The 22,331-nt window shown below is 50.4% G+C and carries 18 protein-coding genes; 6 read left to right on the forward strand and 12 right to left on the reverse strand.

Going from position 1 to position 22,331, the window contains the following annotated elements; translation table 11 throughout:
• Nucleotide 1: 1 nt before the first annotated feature.
• Complete coding sequence (locus A10D4_RS07450; protein WP_008488723.1) at nucleotides 2-493, forward strand: DNA polymerase III subunit chi; 492 nt, start codon at nucleotides 2-4, stop codon at nucleotides 491-493.
• A gap of 8 nt (nucleotides 494-501) precedes the next feature.
• Nucleotides 502-3,354 (forward strand): valine--tRNA ligase, encoded by a 2,853-nt coding sequence (locus A10D4_RS07455; RefSeq protein WP_008488724.1) that lies wholly within the window; start codon nucleotides 502-504, stop codon nucleotides 3,352-3,354.
• Between the two features lie 60 nt (nucleotides 3,355-3,414).
• Here A10D4_RS07455 and A10D4_RS07460 read toward each other — a convergent pair whose 3' ends face one another.
• Together A10D4_RS07460 and A10D4_RS07465 are read right to left on the reverse strand one after the other, a co-directional pair.
• Entirely contained in the window at nucleotides 3,415-3,975 is a 561-nt protein-coding gene (locus A10D4_RS07460) for a DUF924 family protein (protein ID WP_008488725.1), read from the reverse strand.
• Between the two features lie 46 nt (nucleotides 3,976-4,021).
• Nucleotides 4,022-4,933, reverse strand: a complete 912-nt coding sequence (locus tag A10D4_RS07465) for a LysR family transcriptional regulator (RefSeq protein WP_008488726.1) — start codon at nucleotides 4,931-4,933, stop codon at nucleotides 4,022-4,024.
• Nucleotides 4,934-5,114: 181 nt separating this feature from the next.
• Between A10D4_RS07465 and A10D4_RS07470 the strand changes: the two genes are divergently transcribed.
• Nucleotides 5,115-5,813, forward strand: a complete 699-nt coding sequence (locus tag A10D4_RS07470; RefSeq protein ID WP_156812101.1) for an SDR family NAD(P)-dependent oxidoreductase — start codon at nucleotides 5,115-5,117, stop codon at nucleotides 5,811-5,813.
• Nucleotides 5,814-5,872: 59 nt separating this feature from the next.
• Here the strand turns inward: A10D4_RS07470 and rraB are convergent, their stop codons facing one another.
• From rraB to nudF, 8 genes are all read right to left on the reverse strand, one after another.
• Complete coding sequence (rraB, locus tag A10D4_RS07475; protein ID WP_008488729.1) at nucleotides 5,873-6,244, reverse strand: ribonuclease E inhibitor RraB; 372 nt, start codon at nucleotides 6,242-6,244, stop codon at nucleotides 5,873-5,875.
• A complete protein-coding gene (locus A10D4_RS07480) occupies nucleotides 6,241-7,014 on the reverse strand; it encodes a 1-acylglycerol-3-phosphate O-acyltransferase (RefSeq protein WP_008488730.1) in 774 nt (257 codons plus the stop codon). The genes rraB and A10D4_RS07480 overlap by 4 nt, the downstream gene beginning before the upstream one ends.
• Nucleotides 7,015-7,187: 173 nt before the next feature.
• A complete protein-coding gene (gene parC, locus A10D4_RS07485; RefSeq protein WP_008488732.1) occupies nucleotides 7,188-9,473 on the reverse strand; it encodes a DNA topoisomerase IV subunit A in 2,286 nt (761 codons plus the stop codon).
• Between the two features lie 7 nt (nucleotides 9,474-9,480).
• A complete protein-coding gene (locus A10D4_RS07490) occupies nucleotides 9,481-10,593 on the reverse strand; it encodes a PQQ-dependent sugar dehydrogenase (RefSeq protein WP_008488733.1) in 1,113 nt (370 codons plus the stop codon).
• A 78-nt stretch (nucleotides 10,594-10,671) separates the two neighbouring features.
• Nucleotides 10,672-12,564 carry a DNA topoisomerase IV subunit B gene (gene parE / locus A10D4_RS07495; protein WP_008488734.1) on the reverse strand — a complete coding sequence of 631 codons (1,893 nt, stop codon included), beginning with the start codon at nucleotides 12,562-12,564 and terminating at the stop codon, nucleotides 10,672-10,674.
• Between the two features lie 153 nt (nucleotides 12,565-12,717).
• Nucleotides 12,718-13,302, reverse strand: coding sequence for a YqiA/YcfP family alpha/beta fold hydrolase (locus A10D4_RS07500; protein ID WP_008488735.1), 585 nt, complete (start codon nucleotides 13,300-13,302; stop codon nucleotides 12,718-12,720).
• A 1-nt stretch (nucleotide 13,303) separates the two neighbouring features.
• A complete protein-coding gene (locus tag A10D4_RS07505) occupies nucleotides 13,304-13,735 on the reverse strand; it encodes a DUF1249 domain-containing protein (protein ID WP_008488736.1) in 432 nt (143 codons plus the stop codon).
• A 26-nt stretch (nucleotides 13,736-13,761) separates the two neighbouring features.
• On the reverse strand, nucleotides 13,762-14,376 hold the full coding sequence (gene nudF, locus A10D4_RS07510; RefSeq protein WP_008488737.1) for an ADP-ribose diphosphatase: 615 nt from the start codon (nucleotides 14,374-14,376) through the stop codon (nucleotides 13,762-13,764).
• A gap of 246 nt (nucleotides 14,377-14,622) precedes the next feature.
• On the opposite strand from nudF, the gene tolC reads away from it, so the two are divergent.
• From tolC to A10D4_RS13645, 3 genes are all read left to right on the forward strand, one after another.
• Nucleotides 14,623-16,008, forward strand: a complete 1,386-nt coding sequence (gene tolC / locus A10D4_RS07515; RefSeq protein ID WP_008488738.1) for an outer membrane channel protein TolC — start codon at nucleotides 14,623-14,625, stop codon at nucleotides 16,006-16,008.
• A gap of 126 nt (nucleotides 16,009-16,134) precedes the next feature.
• Complete coding sequence (lpxL, locus tag A10D4_RS07520) at nucleotides 16,135-17,061, forward strand: LpxL/LpxP family Kdo(2)-lipid IV(A) lauroyl/palmitoleoyl acyltransferase (RefSeq protein WP_008488739.1); 927 nt, start codon at nucleotides 16,135-16,137, stop codon at nucleotides 17,059-17,061.
• Between the two features lie 57 nt (nucleotides 17,062-17,118).
• Nucleotides 17,119-17,871 carry a TcpQ domain-containing protein gene (locus A10D4_RS13645; protein WP_008488740.1) on the forward strand — a complete coding sequence of 251 codons (753 nt, stop codon included), beginning with the start codon at nucleotides 17,119-17,121 and terminating at the stop codon, nucleotides 17,869-17,871.
• Here A10D4_RS13645 and glnE read toward each other — a convergent pair.
• The gene (gene glnE, locus A10D4_RS07530; RefSeq protein ID WP_156812102.1) at nucleotides 17,854-20,724 is read right to left on the reverse strand and encodes a bifunctional [glutamate--ammonia ligase]-adenylyl-L-tyrosine phosphorylase/[glutamate--ammonia-ligase] adenylyltransferase; all 2,871 of its coding nucleotides are present in this window, start codon (nucleotides 20,722-20,724) and stop codon (nucleotides 17,854-17,856) included. The two genes, A10D4_RS13645 and glnE, sit on opposite strands and share 18 nt — an antisense overlap.
• Before the next feature lie 28 nt (nucleotides 20,725-20,752).
• Nucleotides 20,753-22,258: a CYTH domain-containing protein gene (locus A10D4_RS07535; RefSeq protein WP_008488743.1), complete on the reverse strand. Its 1,506-nt coding sequence runs from the start codon at nucleotides 22,256-22,258 to the stop codon at nucleotides 20,753-20,755.
• Nucleotides 22,259-22,331: the final 73 nt, after the last annotated feature.

Consider the following 22,331-nt stretch of genomic DNA (forward strand, 5'->3'; position numbering starts at 1 on the left):
TATGGCCAACGCGACCTTTTACTTGCTGCAAGGCTTACTCGGCGATAAACAGGACGGCGCCAGTGCCGACGATAGCGGATTAGCCGCTAAAGCACAGCGCTTTTACTGTGAGCAAATTGCTGAGTTGTATCGACAGTATCGGCAAATTAACGTCTGGACCGCTTCACAACAAGCGGCCGAGGCGCTAGACGAGGCGCTGTGGAAATTGCCAGTAGATGCTTTCATCCCGCATAATTTACAGGGTGAGGGTCCGGCCAACGGCGCCCCCGTTGAGATCCAGTGGCCACAAAGCGATAATAGGTCACCGCGCCGTAGCCGTGTGTTGGTTAACCTTAGTGAACAGGTGCCACCACACGCACAGCAAACACAAGTTATCGTAGACTTTGTACCGCTTGCCGACAGCGGCAAACAACAAGCACGTGAACGCTATAAACAATACCGAGCCTGGGGCATGCAAATGCAATCGACCCCAGCCTCACTGATCGAGAATTGAAGGCTGCTATGGACAAGACGTACTCGCCCGACGCGATTGAGCAACAACTATATCAAGACTGGGAAAAAGCCGGTTATTTTAAACCCAGCGGTAAGGGTGATGCCTATGCCATCATGATCCCGCCTCCCAACGTGACCGGTAGCTTGCACATGGGCCACGCGTTCCAACACACGATTATGGATACGCTGACCCGCTACAAACGCATGGACGGTTACAACACGCTTTGGCAGGTCGGCAGCGACCACGCCGGTATCGCGACACAAATGGTAGTCGAGCGCCAATTAGCCCAAGCCGGTAGTAGCCGCACCGAATTAGGCCGCGATGCCTTTATTGACAAAATCTGGCAATGGAAAGCGCAGTCGGGTGGCACCATTACCCAGCAAATGCGTCGCTTAGGTGATTCTGTCGACTGGGATCGCGAACGTTTCACCATGGATGAAGGGCTTTCTAACGCGGTCAAAGAAGTATTTGTGCAATTGCATGAAGAAGGCTTAATTTATCGTGGTAAGCGTTTGGTCAATTGGGACCCGAAGCTACAAACCGCGATTTCTGACTTGGAAGTCGAGAATAAAGAGCAAAACGGCCATATCTGGCACCTGCGCTACCCGCTTGCCGACGGCGCCAAAACCGCCGCTGGTGACGATTATTTAGTGGTCGCTACCACCCGTCCTGAGACTATGCTAGGCGATGTCTGCGTAGCGGTTCATCCTGACGACGAGCGCTATCAAGATTTAATCGGTAAATACATCGATTTACCGCTGGTTCAACGGCGTATTCCAATCATTGCCGACGACTACGTTGACCGTGAGTTCGGTACCGGTTGTGTAAAAATCACTCCAGCTCATGACTTTAACGATTATGAGATTGGCAAACGTCATCAAATGGCAATGATCGCGGTGTTAAGCGATACCGCACACGTGCTCGAGCAAGCCGGCTTATACACCGCTACCGGCGAAGCCTTAACCGATATTGATGGCTTTGACGGGCAACTGCCCGCCGCCTATCACGGCTTAGAGCGCTTCGCCGCGCGTAAAGCGATTATTGCCGATTTTGATGCGGCGGGTTTACTCGATAAAGTCGAAGCCCATGTCAACAAGGTCCCTTATGGCGACCGTGGTGGCGTTCCTATCGAACCGCACCTAACCGATCAATGGTATGTACGCGTAGCTCCATTGGCCGAGGTGGCAACCCAAGCGGTCGAAGATGGCGAGATTGAGTTCGTTCCGAAACAGTACGAAAACATGTACTTTAGCTGGATGCGCGATATTCAGGACTGGTGTATTTCGCGTCAATTATGGTGGGGGCACCGTATTCCCGCTTGGTACGATAATCAGGGCAATGTCTACGTCGGTCGCGACGAAGACGAAGTGCGCCAGCGTCATCAGTTAGCCGCTGATGTTGAATTGAAGCAAGATGAAGACGTACTCGATACGTGGTTCTCATCGGCCTTATGGACCTTCTCAACACTGGGCTGGCCAGAGCCCACCGACGACTTAAAAACCTTTCATCCGACCGATGTATTGGTGACTGGTTTTGACATCATTTTCTTTTGGGTAGCGCGTATGATCATGATGACCATGCACTTCCTGAAAGATAAAAACGGCAAGCCACAAGTGCCGTTCAAAACCGTTTATGTTACCGGTTTGATCCGCGACGAAGAAGGCAACAAGATGTCTAAGTCGAAGGGTAACGTGCTCGATCCGTTGGACATGATCGACGGTATCGATATCGATACGCTGGTCGACAAGCGCACCGCTAATATGATGCAACCGCAGTTGGCGGAAAAAATTGCTAAGCGCACCCGTAAGCAATTCCCGGAGGGTATTACCGCACATGGCACTGATGCCTTACGCTTTACCCTAACCGCACTGGCTTCAACCGGTCGCGATATCAACTGGGATATGAAACGCTTAGAAGGCTATCGTAACTTCTGTAATAAGCTTTGGAACGCCAGCCGTTATGTGTTGATGAATACCGAAACGCATGACTGTGGGCAAGAGGATGGCGAACTGAGCCTAAGCCTGGCCGATCAATGGATCATCGAGCGCTTTAACGACACCGTTAAACAGTTCCGTCAAGCTCTAGACAACTATCGCTTTGACCAAGCTGCCGCAATCGCCTACGAGTTTACTTGGAATCAGTTCTGTGACTGGTATCTGGAGTTAACCAAGCCGGTGTTATTTAACGGCAACGAAGCGCAATTACGCGGAACACGGCATACATTGGTCACAATTTTGGAGCAATTGCTGCGCTTATTGCATCCAATCACGCCATTTATTACCGAAGCCATCTGGCAACGCGTCGCCCCGCTGGTCGGTAACAACGGCGAGACCATCATGCTGCAACCCTATCCGCAAGTCGCCGCCGTGGAGTATGGCAATGCGTTGGCCGACATGGAGTGGCTGAAGCAAGTTATCGTCGGTATTCGTAACATTCGCGGTGAGATGGATCTATCGCCGAGTAAGCCGTTACCATTACTGGTCGTCAACGCCGACGATACCGCGAAACAACGCCTGCAAGATAATCAGAACTTCCTCAGCGCGCTGGCCAAGCTGGAGTCGATTGACTTTTTAGCGGACTCCGCCGATGCACCAGCCAGTGCGACCGCCCTAGTTGGCCGTATGGAATTGCATATTCCGATGGCGGGTTTAATCGATACTGCTGCCGAGCTGGCACGTTTAGATAAAGCCATCGACAAAGCCAGCAAAGAACAACAGCGCGTGGCAGGCAAACTGAGTAACGATAACTTTGTCAGTAAAGCGCCAGCGGCGGTTATTGATAAAGAAAAGGCGAAGTTGGCTGAAGCTGAAGAAACCTTGGCGCAGTTACAAGCGCAACGAGCCAAAATCGCAGCGCTGTAACGAGCAGCCGCTAACCACAAAAGGCCCCAGCGCGGCTCTCGCGCTGGGGCTTTTTTTGCCCTAAAAACTGGAGCCAGGTTGTGCTAAAAAGCGCTCTTCAGCCGCCGTTGACGTTCGCCCTAACAACGCATTGCGGTGAGGATAACGACCAAAGCGGTCGATAATGTCTTTATGTTTAAGTTCGAATGCGTAGTTATTTTCTAACCCCGGCTGTGCGAATAACGCTAACGCTTGCTGGTGTATAACAGCCGACTCGCTGTGCATGTAGGGCATATATAAAAAAGCACGTTGCTCTGGTGGTAATAACTTATCTTGCTGTAAAGCGACCGCCTCTTGCGCTAGCACTAATGCCATCGCATCCTGAGCAAAAGCTTGCGCGCTATCGCGATAGATATTACGCGAGAACTGATCGAGTACGATGATTTCCGCTAGCCGTCCCGGCGCCGACTGCCGCCACTGCCAACATTCACCCTGACTCACCTGCGTTAATAACGTGCTAAAGCGCGATTGGATCTGTTGATCCAGTTCAGTATCTTTGGCAAACCATTGTTTTGCCGTCAGCTCGGTAAACCAAAAATCGATGACTTGCTGCGCCGCTGCTGTCGTTACCGCTTGTATCATGCTTGCACCCTCTGTCTATATTTATGATGACTTATTGAGCCCGCTGTTAGCGCGCACTGAAGCCGGGCGAGCCATCGAGCAGTTTGATCAACCAGTCACTCAATTGCCGTAAACGACTGGATAAGTGTCGACGATGTGGATAAATCAAATACATCGGCATCGGTGGCGGCGGATATTGCGCTAACACGGCAACTAACTCGCCACTGTCTATAAATTGTTGTACACCCAACTTGGCGGTCTGAATTAAACCTAAACCCTGTAAGCATGCGGCGGTATAAGCATCGCTATTATTCACGGTCACGCGACTCGGCATCGCCACTTCGTGCACTTCGCCTGCGCTAACATAATCGAAACCGCAGGCTTGACCGAACGCTGCAACGTAGGCAACCAACTGATGATCAGCGAGTTGGTCTAACTGTGTCGGTTCACCGTAACGCTCAATATAACTCGGCGCAACTAGATTAATCTGCTGCATATCGCCTAAGTGCCTTGCCACCACCCCCTCTTGCTGCAAACTGCCAACACGTAGCACCGCATCAAAGCCTTCAGCGACGACATCCACTTTGCGGTCAGTACTGCTTATCTCTAATTGTAATTCTGGGTGTTCATCCAGTAACGGCTGTAACGCCGGTAACAACGCTAAACGGGCGAAGCCGAGTGGCATATCAATACGCAAACGCCCCGTCAAACTCTGTTGGCGCTGGGCAAAACTCTCGCTCAAATCGTCGTAGTCCGCTAATAAGGTAAGCGCTCGCTGATAACAAGCCTGCCCATCTATGGTTAAGCTAACGCTGCGTGTGGTGCGGTGTAATAAGCGACAACCAAACTCGCGCTCTAGCTGCTGCACCATGGTCGATACCTGAGTTCGAGCAATGCCTAAGCTCGCTGCCGCTTGGGTAAAACTTTTTAGTTCGGCTACGCGCACAAAAGTCCGTAAGGTCTGCAAGCTATCGTGCATCAATTGTCCTTATTTAAGGAATTATCTATTCCCAATAACCCTGTTTATACATAAATATTAAAACAATAGACTGATCCTCCCTGCTACTGCAAGTCGATGTTTAACGACCAGCAGAGCATTATCACCACCAAGGAGCTAATGATGAGTCAACCAATAACCCTGATCACCGGCGGTAGCCGCGCTGCATCTTGCCGCTAGCGGTCATGATCTGATCATCACTTATCAACGTCAGGCTGAAGCTGCACAAGCGGTAGTGGAGGCGGTTCAAGAACAAGGTCGACAAGCCATTGCTTTACCCTTAGATGTTGGCGATAGCGAAGGTTTTGCCGAGTTTGCTAGCCACCTCAAACAGCAGTTAAACAACCATTGGCCGGGTCAAATGCTGACGCATTTAGTCAATAATGCGGGTATGGCTGCCGATGCTCAGCTCAGTGAGTGCGACGCAGCAACGCTAGATAGCCTCTACAGCGTGCACTTAAAAGGCAGCATTTTGCTGACACAGCAATTATTACCGTTACTGCAAGATGGTGGCTCGATACTGAACGTCTCCAGCGGTTTAGCACGCTTTTCGTTGCCCGGTTATGGTCCCTACGCGGCCATGAAAGGTGCGGTGGAAACGGTCACCAAATATTGGGCAAAAGAACTGGGTGAACGCGGTATTCGCGTTAATGTGCTAGCGCCGGGCGCTATCGAAACCGATTTTGGCGGAGGCCGGGTACGTGACAACGCCGAACTGAATAAAATCATTGCCTCACAAACCGCTCTGGGTCGAGTAGGTTTACCCGAAGATATCGGCGCGGTGGTTAGCTTGCTGTTATCACCAGCGGCGCATTGGATAACGGGCCAGCGCATTGAGGCCTCGGGCGGCATGTTTTTGTAATAGCGACAGCAACAACGCCGAGCGAACAAAAAGGGCTGCATGTGCAGCCCTTTTTTTAATTATTCATCTTCGTCGTCGTCATCGTCGCCAAAGTCGGTACCCCAACCGTCGTATTCGACGTCACATTGCTCCGCAATGTCGGCAACTTCACGAGTTTGCTGCGCCAACACTTGTTCATTTAACGTCGCTTCGGTGATTGCCGCGAAGCAGAACCAGCGCGAGCCATCTTCTAAATCAAATTCATCAGCCTCATCAACATGATAGCCTAGTTTAACTAACTCAACGGCAGCTTTTTCTAATTTAGAAAAATCTGGTGAAGCAAGGTGGTGCTCAATCGCTAGCTCCATATCAGTATCAATACCATCGGCTAGCATCGCCTTGACGGTGTCATGGCTTTGTTGCAATAACTCGCCTAATTCAAATGCACTCATACCTCGTCCTTATCTCCACTCACCACATCATCGGCCGTCAACTGACGCCCTTCGCGCTGCGCAACCTCTTCGTTTAGATGGCTGATTTTAGCATGCATCAACTCATGACAGCGAGCCATTAACTCGCGAATATTCTCGCGACGGTAATTTTGAATCGGTATCGGTTTAAGCATTTCAATAATGACGACACCGTTATTCCAACGGTTCAGCTTAATTTTATCATGCAGGTTCGATACACAAACGGGAACAATATCGACACCGGCGCGCATTGCGGTATGAAAGGCACCTTTTTTAAACGGTAATAAGCCACGGCCATAACTGCGCGTCCCCTCGGGGAATAGCCAAATAGAAATATCTCGCTGCTTGATAGCGGTCGATGCTTGAGTAATGGTGCCGTGCGCGCGACCTTTGTTCTTACGATCGATAAGAATGTTACCGGCTAACCAATAAAGTTGACCAAAGAAGGGAATAAACACCAAACTTTTCTTACCGATGGTCACGGTATTTTTAGGTAGTGCCCCACTTAAGGTAAAAATATCCCAGCTGTTTTGGTGATTACAGGCATAAACAAAAGGTCCACCATCACGCACTTGTTGCGGCACTCGGATCTCAAGGCGTAAACCCAAAATACGGTGCATATAGCCAAAAATATGAGCGAACAAGCGGGTATTATCTCGGTGGAATGGGCGCATTAAACAAAACAGGCACCCGATGATCCCCATCACCACAATAAATACGCCCAGTGCGAGGATTCGAACAACAGCTAACATGACATCTCCTTTTCTGCGGCGCCCAGTATACTCGCTTTCAACAAGCAATTGCTCCGATCAGTCCGTATTTATAATGGTTACTCACTGGCAAGTATAAAACACAAAAGGCAAAGCGACGCTTGTCACCAAGGCGTCGCTTTGCGGGTAACTCATGAGCAAATCGCTAAGCCGGACTATTCGTCAGCTGCGTCTTTAGCCACATCGATAGCAGTGTCGGCAATAGCGCTGTTATCAGCGATGAGCGCATCAACTCGCTGCAAGCCGCGTGGTAATTTATTCCCCCGACGTCCACGCTCACCACGATAATGCGCTAAATCATCGGGTTTTAAGGTCAGTTTGCGCTTACCTGCATGGACCGTCAACGCGGCATTTTCTTGCACTGTGGTCATTGCGGTGACATATTCTTCGCGACTTTGCGCGCGTAAAGTCGGAATGCTGATCATTTTGTTACCTTTGCCTTTACTCAATTGCGGCAAATCAGCAGCAGGGAACACCAGCATACGCCCTTCATTAGACACCACCACCACCAAATCTTGGTTGGCATTATCAACACTCACCGGCGGTAAAATACGTGCGCCTGTGGGCAAATTCAAAATGGCCTTACCATTTTTGTTGCGGCTGATTAAGTCATCAAACTGACAAATGAAACCATAGCCCGCGTCCGAGGCTAACAGTAACTTTTTATCACCGTTAGCCATCAGTACATGCTCCATGTTCTCGCCAGCCACCAAACTAAAGCGACCACTCAGCGGCTCACCCTGGGTACGAGCTGACGGCAGACTATGCGCCTCGCACGAGAAGCTACGTCCGGAACTGTCAATAAACACCACCGGCTGATTGCTTTTACCCTGCGCTGAGGCTAAATACTGGTCGCCGGCCTTATAGCTCAAACCCGGCCCATCAATATCATGCCCTTTGGCACAACGCGCCCAACCCTTTTCCGATAACACCACGGTTACCGCTTCGGCTGGGGTCAGGTCGCGCTCGCTTAACGCACGGGCTTCTTGACGTTCGACCAAAGGCGCACGTCTATCGTCACCATACTTTTCCGCATCGGCCAGTAGTTCTTTTTTGACTAGGGTTTTTAAGCGTCGCTCGGAGCCTAAAACTAACTCTAATTTGTCGCGCTCTTTATTCAACTCGTCTTGCTCGGCTCTAAGCTTAACTTCTTCGAGTTTTGCTAAGTGCCGTAACTTTAATTCTAAAATGGCTTCAGCTTGAGTATCACTCAAAGCAAAGCGCTTCATCAATTCCTGTTTAGGCTCATCTTCATAACGAATGATCTCGATCACTTCGTCAATGTTCAGATAAGCAATCAACAACCCTTCTAAGATATGTAGCCTTGCCAGCACTTTATCTAAGCGGAACTGCAAGCGACGGGTGACCGTTTGTAAACGGAACTGCAACCATTCCGATAGAATAGTCACCATCGGCTTAACCTGCGGGCGACCATCTAGGCCCAACATATTGAGGTTAACCCGATACTGTTTTTCTAGGTCGGTAGTGGCAAACAGGTGTTGCATCAATTGTTCGATATCGACTCGATTCGAGCGCGGCACAATGACTAATCGAGTTGGATTTTCGTGATCCGATTCATCACGTAAATCCGTCACCATCGGTAGCTTTTTAGCCTGCATTTGTTGTGCTATCTGCTCTAGAATGCGAGCCCCAGAAGCTTGATGCGGCAGCGACATGATCACCACTTCACCATCTTCCATATGGTACTTCGCACGCATCTTGATACTGCCGCGACCACTTTCGTACAACTTGCGAATATCGCTCTGCGGGGTGATGATTTCAGCGTCAGTAGGATAGTCAGGACCACGTAAGTGAGCCATGACGTCATCAAGATCGGCACTCGGTTTATCCAGCAACAACGCACAGGCATTGGCGACTTCACGGACATTGTGCGGCGGAATATCGGTCGCCATGCCCACCGCAATACCGGTCACGCCATTGAGTAGAATATGCGGCAGCCGCGCCGGTAACATGCGCGGCTCCTTCATCGTACCATCGAAGTTTGGTGCCCAATCAACCGTACCCTGGCCTAATTCGCTAAGCAGTACTTCCGCAAACTTAGACAAGCGAGCTTCGGTATAACGCATGGCAGCGAACGACTTAGGATCATCCGCCGAGCCCCAGTTACCTTGCCCATCGACCAACGGATAACGATAGGAGAAAGGCTGCGCCATCAACACCATCGCTTCGTAACAGGCACTATCGCCGTGGGGGTGGAATTTACCCAACACGTCACCCACCGTCCGTGCCGATTTTTTATGCTTAGACAGAGACGATAAGCCCAGCTCTGACATGGCATAAATAATACGACGCTGCACCGGTTTTAAGCCATCACCGATATGCGGTAATGCCCGGTCCATGATGACGTACATGGAATAGTTTAAATAGGCATCTTCGGTAAAGCGCCCTATGGGTAATTGTTCCACCACATCCATCGACATGTGAGTGTTACTCCGCTCCGTTATAGCTCACGCGATAAACCACGCCAGCATAATCATCTGATATTAATAAACTGCCGTCTGCTAGCTCTAGTAACGCCACAGGACGACCCCAAACCTCTTCACCGGGTTGTAACCAGCCTTCAATAAAAGGTTTGTAAGCGGTCACTTTGCCATCTTCAACTTGAGCCATCTTGACGCGATAACCGATCTTCTCAGAACGGTTCCATGAGCCATGCTCGGCGATAAAGGCACCACGATATTGCTCTGGGAAGCTATCCCCGTCATAAAAATGCATACCTAAAGGCGCCACATGCGGGCCTAACTTCGCCACCGGCGGCTCATAATCGCTCGCTTGTTTGCCTTTACCGAACTCAGGATCGGCAACGTCACCCTCGTGAAAATAAGGGTAACCAAAGTGCATACCCTCTTCAGGCGCGCGGTTTAGTTCGCAATAAGGTGTATTATCACCCATCATATCGCGACCGTTGTCGGTGAAGTAAAACACCCCGGTTTGCGGGTGCCAATCAAAACCAACGCTATTACGTACACCTTTAGCGTAGACTTCATAGCCGCTGCCATCTTTTGCCACTTTCAAAATGCTGGCGTAGGGTTCATCTTCGTCACAAATATTACAAGGCGCGCCTACCGGTACGTAAAGGTGCCCGTCTGGACCGAAATCAATGTACTTCCAACCGTGATGGCGATCATCCGGAAGCTGGTCGAAGAAAATGCTGTAAGCCAACTCGTCGCCGCCTTGCAGTTGCTGCTCGATGTTTTCATAGCGGCGAATTTGATTGACCTCAGCCACATACAAATCGCCGTCATGGTAAGTCAATCCCGATGGCATATATAGTTCACTGCCGATCACGCGTTTACGATCAGGCTTGCCATCGCCATCAGTATCTAATACCGCGTACACATCGCCTTTATCGCGAGTACCAATAAACAAGGTACCGTTATTACCCAACGCCATTTGCCGCGCATTCTCGACATCGTCGACATAAACTTCGATGGCAAAGCCATCAGGCAGGGTTAACTTGTCTAGCGGCAACTCGCTCGTTTGCGCCTGAGCCGTCGCTGAAGTCAGCGCCGTAAAGGCCATCAATGGTAAGCAACGCATGTTATATCTCCTCAATTGATTTATCTTGAATACGTCATTGGTAACACTTAACTAAGGTAACCAACGTAGCGAGCTTGTCTAAAGATCAGCCAAATCAACCAAGTTACCCTTGCTTTCTAACCAGTCTTTACGATCCGACGAACGCTTTTTCGCTAACAACATATCAAGTAACTCATCGGCCACCGCCGGATCGTCCAGGGTCAACTGGACTAACCGTCGGGTGTTTGGATCCATGGTCGTTTCACGCAATTGAATGGGGTTCATTTCACCCAGACCTTTAAAGCGTTGTACGCTAACTTTACCTTTGCGCTTCTCGGCCTGAATACGGTCTAAAATACCGTTTTTCTCGGCTTCGTCGAGGGCATAAAACACTTCTTTGCCGACATCGACCCGGTACAGCGGTGGCATCGCCACATACACATGCCCCCCCTCAACCAGCGAACGGAAGTGACGCATAAACAAGGCGCACAATAAGGTCGCAATGTGCAAACCATCGGAATCGGCATCGGCCAAGATACAAATTTTGTGATAACGCAGTTTTTCCAGATCCATCGAACTGGGATCAACGCCAATGGCTACCGAAATGTCATGAATTTCTTGTGAACTAAAAATCTGATCGGTATCCACTTCCCAAGTATTGAGAATTTTACCTCGTAACGGCATCACCGCCTGATAATCTCGATCACGTGCTTGTTTGGCTGAGCCGCCAGCCGAGTCCCCCTCAACCAAGAACAATTCGCCACGCTCCGGTTCTTGGCTGGCACAATCGGCCAATTTACCGGGTAGTGCCGGCCCCTGCGTGACCTTCTTACGCACTACCTTTTTACTCGCACGTAAGCGCCGTTGGGCGTTGGAAATACACAGTTCCGCCAATTGCTCAGCCAGATCGGTATGCTCGTTTAACCACAGACTGAAGGCGTCTTTTACCACACCGGACACGAACGCCGAGCATTGCCGCGATGACAAGCGCTCTTTGGTTTGTCCAGCGAACTGTGGATCTTGCATTTTTACCGAGAGAATATAGTTACAGCGTTCCCAAATATCCTCGGGAGTTAGGCGCACACCGCGCGGCAGCAAATTACGAAATTCACAAAAATCACGCATGGCTTCCAACAAGCCTTGGCGTAATCCATTGACGTGGGTACCACCCTGTGCGGTCGGAATCAGGTTAACGTAGCTTTCCGCAATACCGTCCCCACCTTCGGGCAGCCAAGTTAGCGCCCACTCCGCCGCTTCATCTTTACCGCTCAACTGTCCGATAAACGGATTTTCCGGCAAGGTGGTATAGCCATCAACCGCCTCTAATAGATAATCTTTGAGGCCATCTTGGTAGCACCAAAGTTGCTGCTCTTGGTCAACACGGTTATCAAACTCGATTTTCAGTCCGGGGCATAATACCGCTTTGGCGCGCAGTAGGTGGGTGAGTTTTAAAACTGAAAATTTACCTGAATCAAAAAAGCTCACGTCAGGCCAAAAATGTACGCGGGTACCAGTATTACGTTTACCACAGCTACCCGTGACCGTTAGTTCGGAGACTTTGTCGCCGTTCTCAAACGCCATCTCGTAGACTTGTCCGTCACGCCGCACCGTCAACTCGACCCGTTTTGACAGCGCATTCACCACCGAAATACCCACCCCGTGCAAACCACCAGAGAACTGATAATTCTTATTAGAGAACTTACCACCGGCATGCAGCTTGGTCATGATCAGCTCCACACCTGGAATGCCCTCTTCGGGATGCACATCAACCGGCATACCGCGCCCATCATCGATGACCTCCAGCGATTGGTCGGCGTGTAAAATCACTTGGATTTGCCGCGCATGACCCGCCATCGCCTCATCGACGCTGTTATCAATGACTTCTTGCCCCAAATGGTTTGGTCGGGTGGTATCCGTATACATGCCGGGACGACGCCGCACCGGCTCTAGCCCGTTAAGAACTTCTATCGCATCCGCTTTATAATCTGTCATCGTTGTTCTTATGGTTGTGGTTGTCGTTGCCAGTGAATTTGCAACGGCTAGCTAACGAATTCAGCGCCGCACAAAGCAAGCGCTGGAAATTACTGCCAATGTACAATTAAGTGCTGCCGTTTTGAAGTCGTATCGGGTGACTTTTTGTCACCTTTAGGGAGCACTGAAAAAACGCTGTAGCGCCGGTAAATAACGAGAGAACCCAGCAAACCGGTGATTGCCGCCGGCTTCGATAGTCAATCGCTGGTGCCGGTAAAAACTGGCAGCCAGTCGATAATCTAGGGTTTCGTCGCCGCGCTGCAATAGCACCCATAATTCAGCGTCATCACGTAATTCTGTCTGCATCTGCCGTAAGCCGTCAAGGTCGGCTTGTTGCAAATGATAACGTTCACCACTATACGGATGAATACGCTCGCCCGCATAGTGTTGCAATAGTTGTGCGGGATACACGGCGGGATTGATCAAAAGTGCTCGACAAGCCAGTTGCGATGCTAGCCAGTGCGCCCAAAAGCCGCCCAGCGAACTCCCCACAATACCGCTAATCGGTGTTTGTCGGTGTTGTTCAACCAATCCCATAAGTAATTCGCGAGTCGCCGTGACCGTAGCGGGTATTGCGGGTACTTGATAACAGCGCGCCAGACTTTGCTCACTCGTCAGTTGTTGACGCAGAAAGTCACCAACCAACACGGCCTTTTCTGACGCCGGTGAACTCTCAAAACCGTGTAAATATAACCACATATTAATTAAAGGCGAGTGCCACGTTACTGCGTCCCATACGCTGGCAAAGCGTCAGCCAGTCGCGCAAAAAGCGATTAACCTGATGTTTCTCGTCGGCTTGGTGCATGGCCGGATTGGGTTGTTGGTATCTCGCTTGTAAGCGCCGAATTCCTTGATTACCAATTACTTCAGCCATGCGCACATCATGATATAAGCGCACCTCGATAGTGGCCGACAGCCAACCCGCTTCTGGCTTCACCTGACGTATTTTGACATCGGTAGTGAAACGCGCGCTATCGGTCACCTGCAATTGATAACTTAACTGCTCACCGACATGAATTTGTTGGCCATCACCGACATTTAAGGTAGCCGGCAACAAACCCAGCATCGCTGCGTAATTACGCTCGGCGAGCTGCTGTAAGGCAGATAAATCGACGCTATACGACTTGCGCAAATCAATTCTCCTCGTTACCTTTTGCTTCAGGTTTCACTCAGGACGCTCAGTTGCTGGCGGTGTAATTGCAACCATTGTAGCGCAATCACACTGGCAGCGTTGTCTATTTTCCCATCAGCCAGCAAAGATTCAACCTCACGGCGCGCTAGCACATGCACGCGAATATCCTCGTTTTCATCGTCCAGACCGGCAAAATCAGCAGCTTGCGAGGTGTCGACAATACCGACATAGACATGCACGCGCTCGCTCATTCCGCCTGGACTGGATAGATAACTCAACGCCGGCACTAATCGCTGCGCGGTCAAACCGGCCTCCTCATGCAGTTCACGATGGGCAACCGCCTCGATGCTGTCATCTTTATCCTCAACCATGCCCGCCACAAACTCTAATAGCCAAGGGGTATCGCTGGTACGCAAAGCACCGACACGGAACTGTTCCAACAGCACAATTTCATCGCGCTTAGGATCATACGGCAATACCACCACAGCATTACCGCGCTCCATCAATTCACGGTCAATCGGCTGAGTCCAGCCGCCGGCAAACAGCCGGTGCCGTAAACGATAGCTATATGTCGACAAGAATCCTTGGTAGCGTGGCGTAACGGCTTCGATATCGACGTCTTTTTTTGTAAATTTTTGCACCTAATTCCTCACTTTGTCGTAGAGTAGGCGTTAACTGACGCATTAACGTTTACCCAGCGGCTGTCAGCAACATATATTCTGTTACACTCTGGTGTAAATTCTTACTAACTTTACCTTACGACATGACGTCTAAATAGGTAAACTCAAGGTTAAGCTGGTAATCATTCAGCCGTGTATGTAAAATACAGGCTCAGATTTTGAACAGTCCACGATTCGAATATTGCAATAAAAGGGATACGGTTGACGATGAAAAAGCATTTCTTATCCGTAGTAATTGGCCTCGCGGTCAGCGCAGGAAGCTTCAGCGCAAGCGCGGACAACTTAGCAGACATTTATCAATTAGCACTTAAACACGATCCCCAGTTGTTGCAAGCTGAAGCCCAGCGTCGCGCAGCTCAGAAGAACGTGGACATCGCCAACGCGAGTTTCTGGCCACAAATTCAGGGTCAAGCCGGTTACGCGCGCAGCAAGCAAGAAAGTGCTCAGGCTAACGATCAAGGTAACCTGTTCGTGTTTGAACGCGAAAGTGACGGCTGGGACGCGCAGATTCAATTAAGCCAAACCTTATTTAATATGGGTGTTTGGGAGCAGTCTGACATCGCTGAAAAACAAGCCTATCAAGCCGAAGTCAGTTACTACAATGCTAAGCAACAGCTGATGTTACGTGTGGTAAATGCTTACTTTACCGTACTACAACGTAAAGATGACTTGTCTTTCGCCACCGCCGAAAAACGTGCCATCGAACGTCAGTTAGAACAAACCAAGCAACGTTTCTCGGTCGGCTTGACCGCTATCACCGATGTGCATGAAGCGCAGGCACAGTTCGATAGCGCAGTCGCTGCCGAAATTCAGGCGCAGAACGCCGTCGAAGTTGCACGTGAGAGCCTACGCGAGATCACCGGTCAATATCACCGTTCGTTGGCATCACTAGACACCGATAAGTTCTCTCCGGTATCGCCAAGCCCGGCAACCGTTGACTCTTGGATCAAGTTAGCCGAAGAAAAAAGCTTAACCTTGATGGTCGAGCGCGTCACCCTAGATATCGCTGAGCAGCAAATCGATTTAGCTAAGTCAGGCCATTACCCAACGGTCAGCTTGGACGCCAGTTATGGCACATCGGATATGACCAGCACCATCAGTTCTGAGGGTGTGGAGAACGAGACTAACTTGCCACGTTTGGATTCTCAGTCGATTGGTATCAACTTAAACGTGCCAATTTTCAGTGGTTTCCGTACCACCGCAGAAACCGAACAAGCACGTGAAAATTACGTCGCCGCTAGCGAAGAACTCGAGCGTGTGCGTCGTAGCGTTGAGCGTGAAGTCCGTACCGCGTTTTATGATGTGGTCGCGTCGATGTCGAGCATCAAAGCACTGGAACAAGCTGTGGTCTCGGCTGAAAGCGCGTTAAAAGCTACACAAGCCGGTTTCGAAGTCGGTACACGTACCATTGTCGACGTGTTACAAAGCACTCGTAACTTGTTTAACGCACGTCGTAATTTATCCGAAGCGCGTTATGGCTACATTCGTCAAATCCTGACGCTGAAACAGCAATCAGGCAACATTGAAGAACGTGACTTAATTGCCATTAGTCAAAGCTTAAGCGAAAACGCCCAAGGCACAGCGGCTGAATAAGCTTAGATATGCTTAACAAGGCGCCTATCGGCGCCTTTTTTAATACTGCCATCACCGATAGCAACTGGAGCCTAGGGCCTGGATCGGCTACCATACAGGCAGTTAACAAGATGTAGGTTATCCGCTGTGATCAATAAACCACGCTTCAGCATCAACTTATTAGCGCCCAAATACTGGCTGACTTGGCTTGGCGTTATTATTCTATATGTCATTTCATGGCTACCCTACCGCTTACAAATCGGCTTAGGCAAAGGTTTAGGTTTGCTGTTTTATAAACTGGTACCCAAACGTGCCGACATAGCTCGCCGTAACCTTAGCCTGTCATTTCCCGACAAGTCTCACAGCGACATCGAGACCATGACCCGCGAGAACATGATCAATACCGGTATCGCCTTTTTTGAGACCGGTATGGCGTGGTGGTGGCCGACTTGGCGCGTAAAGCGCAAAATGCATGTGCACAACTTGCATTATGTCGAGCAAGCCCAAGCTGAAGGCAAAGGCATTTTAATGCTGTTATTCCACTTCCTCAGCTTAGAAATGCAAGCGCGTATTCAAGGTTACATTTGCCCCGGTGTCGGTTTATACCGGCCACACAACAATGCCGTTATGGAATTTCTACAAACCCGTGGCCGCGCTCGCGCCAACAAATATATGGTGAAACGCACCGATGTTCGTGGCATGCTAAAAGCCTTACGCGGTGGTGATATTTGCGGTTACTTACCCGATCAGGATTATGGTCGTAAGCGCTCGGTGTTTGTGCCCTTTTTCGCTGTCCCCGACGCTAGCACCACTACCGGTACAGCGATGTTTGCGGGCGCCGCCAATTGCGCCGTGATACCGACCTCGTGTAAACGACGCGAAGACTACAGCGGCTACGATCTGGTTTATTATCCACCGTTAAGCGAGTTTCCAAGCGGTGATGATGAGCTCGATGCGCGACAGGTCAATCAAGCGGTAGAGACCGCGATCATGCACGCGCCAACGCAGTATTTATGGGTACACCGACGTTTTAAAACACGGCCGCAAGAAGATATGGACGATTATTACCGCTGATAAAGCGTTGTAGATGGGTAATAATTCTGCAAAGTACTTTGTTCAGGAGTTAGCCCAATGCCACGGTCACGTTCGACTAAACGACAGCAGCCGCCTAAGAAAGCGCTCAACGGCACACACTGGTTTTTAATACTATTTATCGTGCTGATAGGCGGCTTATTATTGTTCTTCCGTGAGCAGTTGTTCACCGGTTACAACACCGGCAATACCGTCACTGGCTCCGGCTTTGCCAAACGCAGCGCCTTTCAGCAAACCTCCATCGATAACATGCAAAATAATATCTCACGGTTTTTTGCAGGTATCACCAGTAGCCTATTTCCCGGTGACCACGAAGATAGTATTTACGTAATTGAATTGACCCGCTCAAACAAGTCTCTCGGCCAAGTCTTGGCTAACCTCACCAGTGATAACCCATTAGTCGGCGACTGGCGTGGTGAGCGCGACCAATTTTGGTTTATGGAAAATGATACCGTCAAGCAACGCTTAGAGAGCATCGCGCGTCAACGCGACATTAACTTCATTTGGTGGTTGGACAGAGATTACGTGGTGAAATCGGCGTTCCAAATCGACGACACCTTTACCGGTGCCATCGACCGCGTGGCGCGTACCGTCAATCATGATTTTATGGATAACATCAACGCCTATTTATGTTCTACACAGCGGGCGCTAGTGATCAGCGACGAACAAGCTGCCGAGCAATTACCCAGCAACTGTTATGCCGTAGGTCAAGCAGCCAACGCCAACACAGACACCGACGTCGATGAGCAAACCGATGAACAACCATTGCCAAACCTACGACAACAGCAATGACTGCCAAATACGCTCTACCGCACGCCGTTCGGCGTTAAAGTCGTTAGTGGTTAACGCCGGCTGTTCTTGCAACGCCAACTGATGGGCTTCAGCACGTAAACTCTGGTAGGCGGTGATCAAGTCCTGCGCTTGTTGTAGCGTTAATAATCCCACTTCTTGTGCCGCAGTCAGTACCCGAATATTATCGGTGTAAGTGGTTAACGACGGCTGCTCGTGGCTATGCGCCAACACCAAGTATTGGGCAATAAATTCAATATCGGTAATGCCACCCGCGTCTTGTTTTAGATCAAACTGTTCGGTCGCGGTCTGGCCGTGAGTTGCCAGCGGTCGCCGCTGCTGGTTAGGCCGTAAGTGTTCGCGCATTTTCTCGCGCATGTCGAGGATCTCTTGCCGCAACACCTTGAGTTGTCGCGGTTGTTGTAGCATCGCCGCACGAATGACTTTAAGCCGCTCGGCTAATTGTCGGCAACCAAATACCGTACGTACCCGTACCAGTGCTTGCTGCTCCCAAGTCCAGGCGTCCTCTTTCAAATAGCGGGCATAACTGTCTAGCTGGGTTACCAATAAACCGGCTTGTCCCGATGGCCGTAACCGTAAATCAACCTCGTACAGTACGCCACTCATGGTACGAGTGGTGAATAAGTGCAGAATGCGTTGTGCTAAGCGCAAATAAAACTGTTGTACTTCCAGCGGTCGCGCGCCGTCGGTTTGCTGCTGATAATCGGCGTCACACACAAAAACCAGATCCAAATCCGAACCATAACCAAGCTCAATACCACCTAGTTTGCCGTATGCCAGCACCGCGAAACCGGTGTCTTCAAGGTTACGTCCCGGCGGCACGCCGTGCTTTTGCTGTAACTGCTGCCATGCTAGCTGCACAACCAGGGCGATGACAGCCTCGGCAAGCGCACTTAAGTGATCGCTAACCTTCATTAACGGCACCGCACCACTGATGTCAGCCGCCGCAATTTTTAGCTGTAACGCCTGCTTAGCTTGACGCAGTACATCCATTTGCACTTCTAAATCTTGCTCAGGAATACGCACTAAATAATCGTTCAACAGGCGCTCGTAATCATCTAATGCGGGCAACTGATACAGGTGCTGCGGGTCGATTAACTCGTCCAACAGGATCGGAAAATGTGCTAATTGATGAGCAATCCATGAGCTAGCGGCACAGAGTTTAACCAGTTGTTCACGGGCGCCGGGATTTTCCACCAAGAGTTCTACATATGCGGTACGGCTCATGATCGCCTTGAGTACGGCAAATACTCGTTGTAACAACTCCGGCGCCTGCTGTTGTAGTAAAATTCGGTCCAGCAGTAACGGCACTAAAGTGGCCATAGCTTTGCGTCCGCGCGGACCTGAGCCACGTCGACGTGCCTCTTCACGGAGCACACTGACCTGCTTCCAAATGGCTTCGCCATCCTGCACGCCCTGACCGCTCAAGATGTCTAGTGCCGCTTCCTCTTCCAGCATGTCTTGCCAAAGCACTTGCCATTGGCTGTCTTGTTCTTCGCTGGTATCGGGAGCGTCGCCAATCACCTGTTGAAAAGTGCCATGTACACGCGCCATGTGCGCGTCGATACAGCTCATTAACTGTGACCATTGCGAGCACTGATAAAGCACTAATAAGCGCTGCCGGTTGTCATCGTCTGCCGGTAGTGTCTGCGTCTGCTGATCATCGATTTGCTGCAAATGATGCTCTAATTTACGCAAAAATTCATAACTTTCACGTAAATTAGCAACAGTTTCAGGCTCTAGTAAATTCAGTTCAGCGATTTCAGTTAACGCTTGATAAAGCGAGCGTGTTTGTAATCGTCGCTCACGGCCACCTCGGATCAGCTGAAATGATTGGGCGATAAATTCAATTTCGCGGATCCCACCTTGACCGAGCTTTATGTTGTCGCGTAAACCCTGCCGGCGCGCTTCTTGACTGATCAATACCTTCATTTTGCGCAGCGCTTCAATCGCACTGAAATCGATGTAGCGTCGATAAACGAAGGGACGAAGCAAGTCATCAAGCTGCTGCTGATAATCACCACAGGGATTAATTAGCCGCGCTTTGACCATCGCATAACGCTCCCAATCGCGGCCCTGCTCTTGATAATAGTGTTCAATGGCAGCCATGCTTGCCACCAGCGGACCTGACTGGCCAAACGGCCGCAAACGCATATCAACGCGAAACACTTGACCGTCGCCGGTTTGCTGATCTAGCGCGGCTATCAACGCTTGCGCCAAGCGCGTAAAAAATACGCTGTGCTCGGTGCGCTTACCGCGTTCGCTGGTGACTTCACCCTGCTCTGGATAGACAAAGATAAGGTCAATATCGGATGAGAAGTTAAGTTCGCGCCCACCCAGTTTGCCCATGCCGAGTACCAACAGCGGCTGCGCCTCGCCGGTACTCAAACTAGGGCTGCCGTAGCGTTGGCAAAAACGGCGATAGTGCCAGTCTAAGGCTTGTTGGATCATGGCATCGGCTATCGCGGTATAATGTGCCAATGAGTCAGCTAAGGCTAATTCCCCCGCCATGTCGAGAGCGGCCAAATAGCCCATCCAGCGCTGGCGATACTGACGTAATAGGCGCTGTAGGCTCTTCTCGTCGTGACACTCTGCCAGTTCGCGCTGTAAAGTCGTTGCATAGCGGTCAGGCGAGTTCAGCTGCGGCCAGCATTGTTCGACTAATTCAGCAAAAGGCTGCGCCTGTTGCTCGGTCACTCGCGCCAAAAAGGGACTGAGGGATAACAGTTGTTGCCACTGCTGCTGGCGTGCCTGTGGCCAGCTTGCCACAGTATCCGCTTGCTCGCACCAGCGTTGCCAAGCAAGTTGCGCAGCTTGCTGCTGATGTTCTGACATGGGTGATGGTGCTGCCGTTACCATAATATTAATTAAACCAGTACGCTTCACGCTTTAACGCCGCTCGCCGCGAGCGCTCCAACGCGTACATCAGCGACTCCAGTTGCTCTTCTTGCCAGTTCAGTAGCTTATCGATTTGCTCACTGTCGTTTTGATGGTGTTCAGCCTGCGCTTTAATCTCATCTCGAAGTATATTTAACGCGCTGATTTCGCGGATACCTCGCACCATATCCAACCAAGGGGCGCGAAACTCATCGCGTAGCTCGCTATCGAACAACTGGCCAAAGCACACGCCCAGTTGCAAGCTGTGCTGTAACGTCGGCAGGAGTTTCAAATAATGCTCGGCACGCAATTCTTCATCACGTTCGACCAACGTTAGTACGCGCTGCCAGTCGTCGCGCAGTAAATTAGTCGCCCAGCCGCTAAGAGCTTCTTGCATAGCCTCTGTTTGCGGCTGTTGCTGCAGTAACCAGGCCAAATTTAATAACACCAATTGATAGTCGGCCTGACGTCGTACTTGATTGACCTGAGTCAGTTGTAACTCATGTTGCTGCGCTTGTTGTAAACTTTCAAATAACTCGCTTTGTCGCTTTAACGAGCGGTGATAGGCGCCATCTTCGGCAATTAACTCAGCTAAACCGTCGTATCGCTTTAACCAGCTAAAATGATTCTGAACCCGCTCCAGTTTTAAAAGCAGATCGCTAACGTCAATGTCTAAATTGGCTAACTGTTGCAGCACCACTTTGCATAGCCGCATGCCATCAGCAACGCCACTGGCGGCGCGCACCGTACTGTGCTCTTGTAAACAAGCATCGTTGTGTTGCCAATGCTTCAGTGCATACTCAAGCGCACGGTACAAGCCGCTGGCAACGTTGTCGTCAGTTTTTACAGCAACAAAATGCGCTTGCGTGAACGGCTCTAAAATTGACTTTTGTGCCAACAAATAGCCACGCGCCGCTTTCGACAACACGCCAATACGCGCCCCCACCTTTTTGATCAGTTGACGCGCTAGTTGAAACGCCTGTTCGAGTGAGCCACCTTGCAGTTCCAATTCGATTTCGCACAACGGCTGACGCTGCTCACCGGCAATGACCTCACCCTCATCGAATACTAATTCGATTTGCCCGTCAGCGCTGGGCAGCTGCCAACAATGACGCGTAAAATCCGTGGTGAAAATGGCGTTGAGTTGGCGCTGTACGTCGAATAACGGGAAGTCTGGTGGCCAAATATCTTCTTTGAATAGCGTTAAATCGGGCTTATTTTCAACCATCGGCAGGTTGTACTCAGGTCGGCTGTGCATACCACCGATGACACGCCCAGCAAGTTTAACCGTTTGTTCCAACTGATCGTTATCGCGCCGAATACGTAACCCTATATCGAACTGTCTTAAACGCAGATCGTCGGTGTCGTAATAAGTATTAGCCAATTGGCTGACTACAGGGATTCGACCCGATGCAATAGTTTGGCATAGCTGTAACGCAGCTTCACGTTGTTGAGGCTCGATCAGTAACTTCAACTCAAGCTCTTGAGACATGGTCTGAATCCCTGGCGCAAAGCGCCGACATATGGCCTGAAAATCGGCCCAAAAAGATGATTTGCAGATAAGG

It is taken from the genome of Idiomarina xiamenensis 10-D-4 (assembly GCF_000299895.1).
GTDB classification, from domain to species: Bacteria; Pseudomonadota; Gammaproteobacteria; order Enterobacterales; family Alteromonadaceae; genus Idiomarina; species Idiomarina xiamenensis.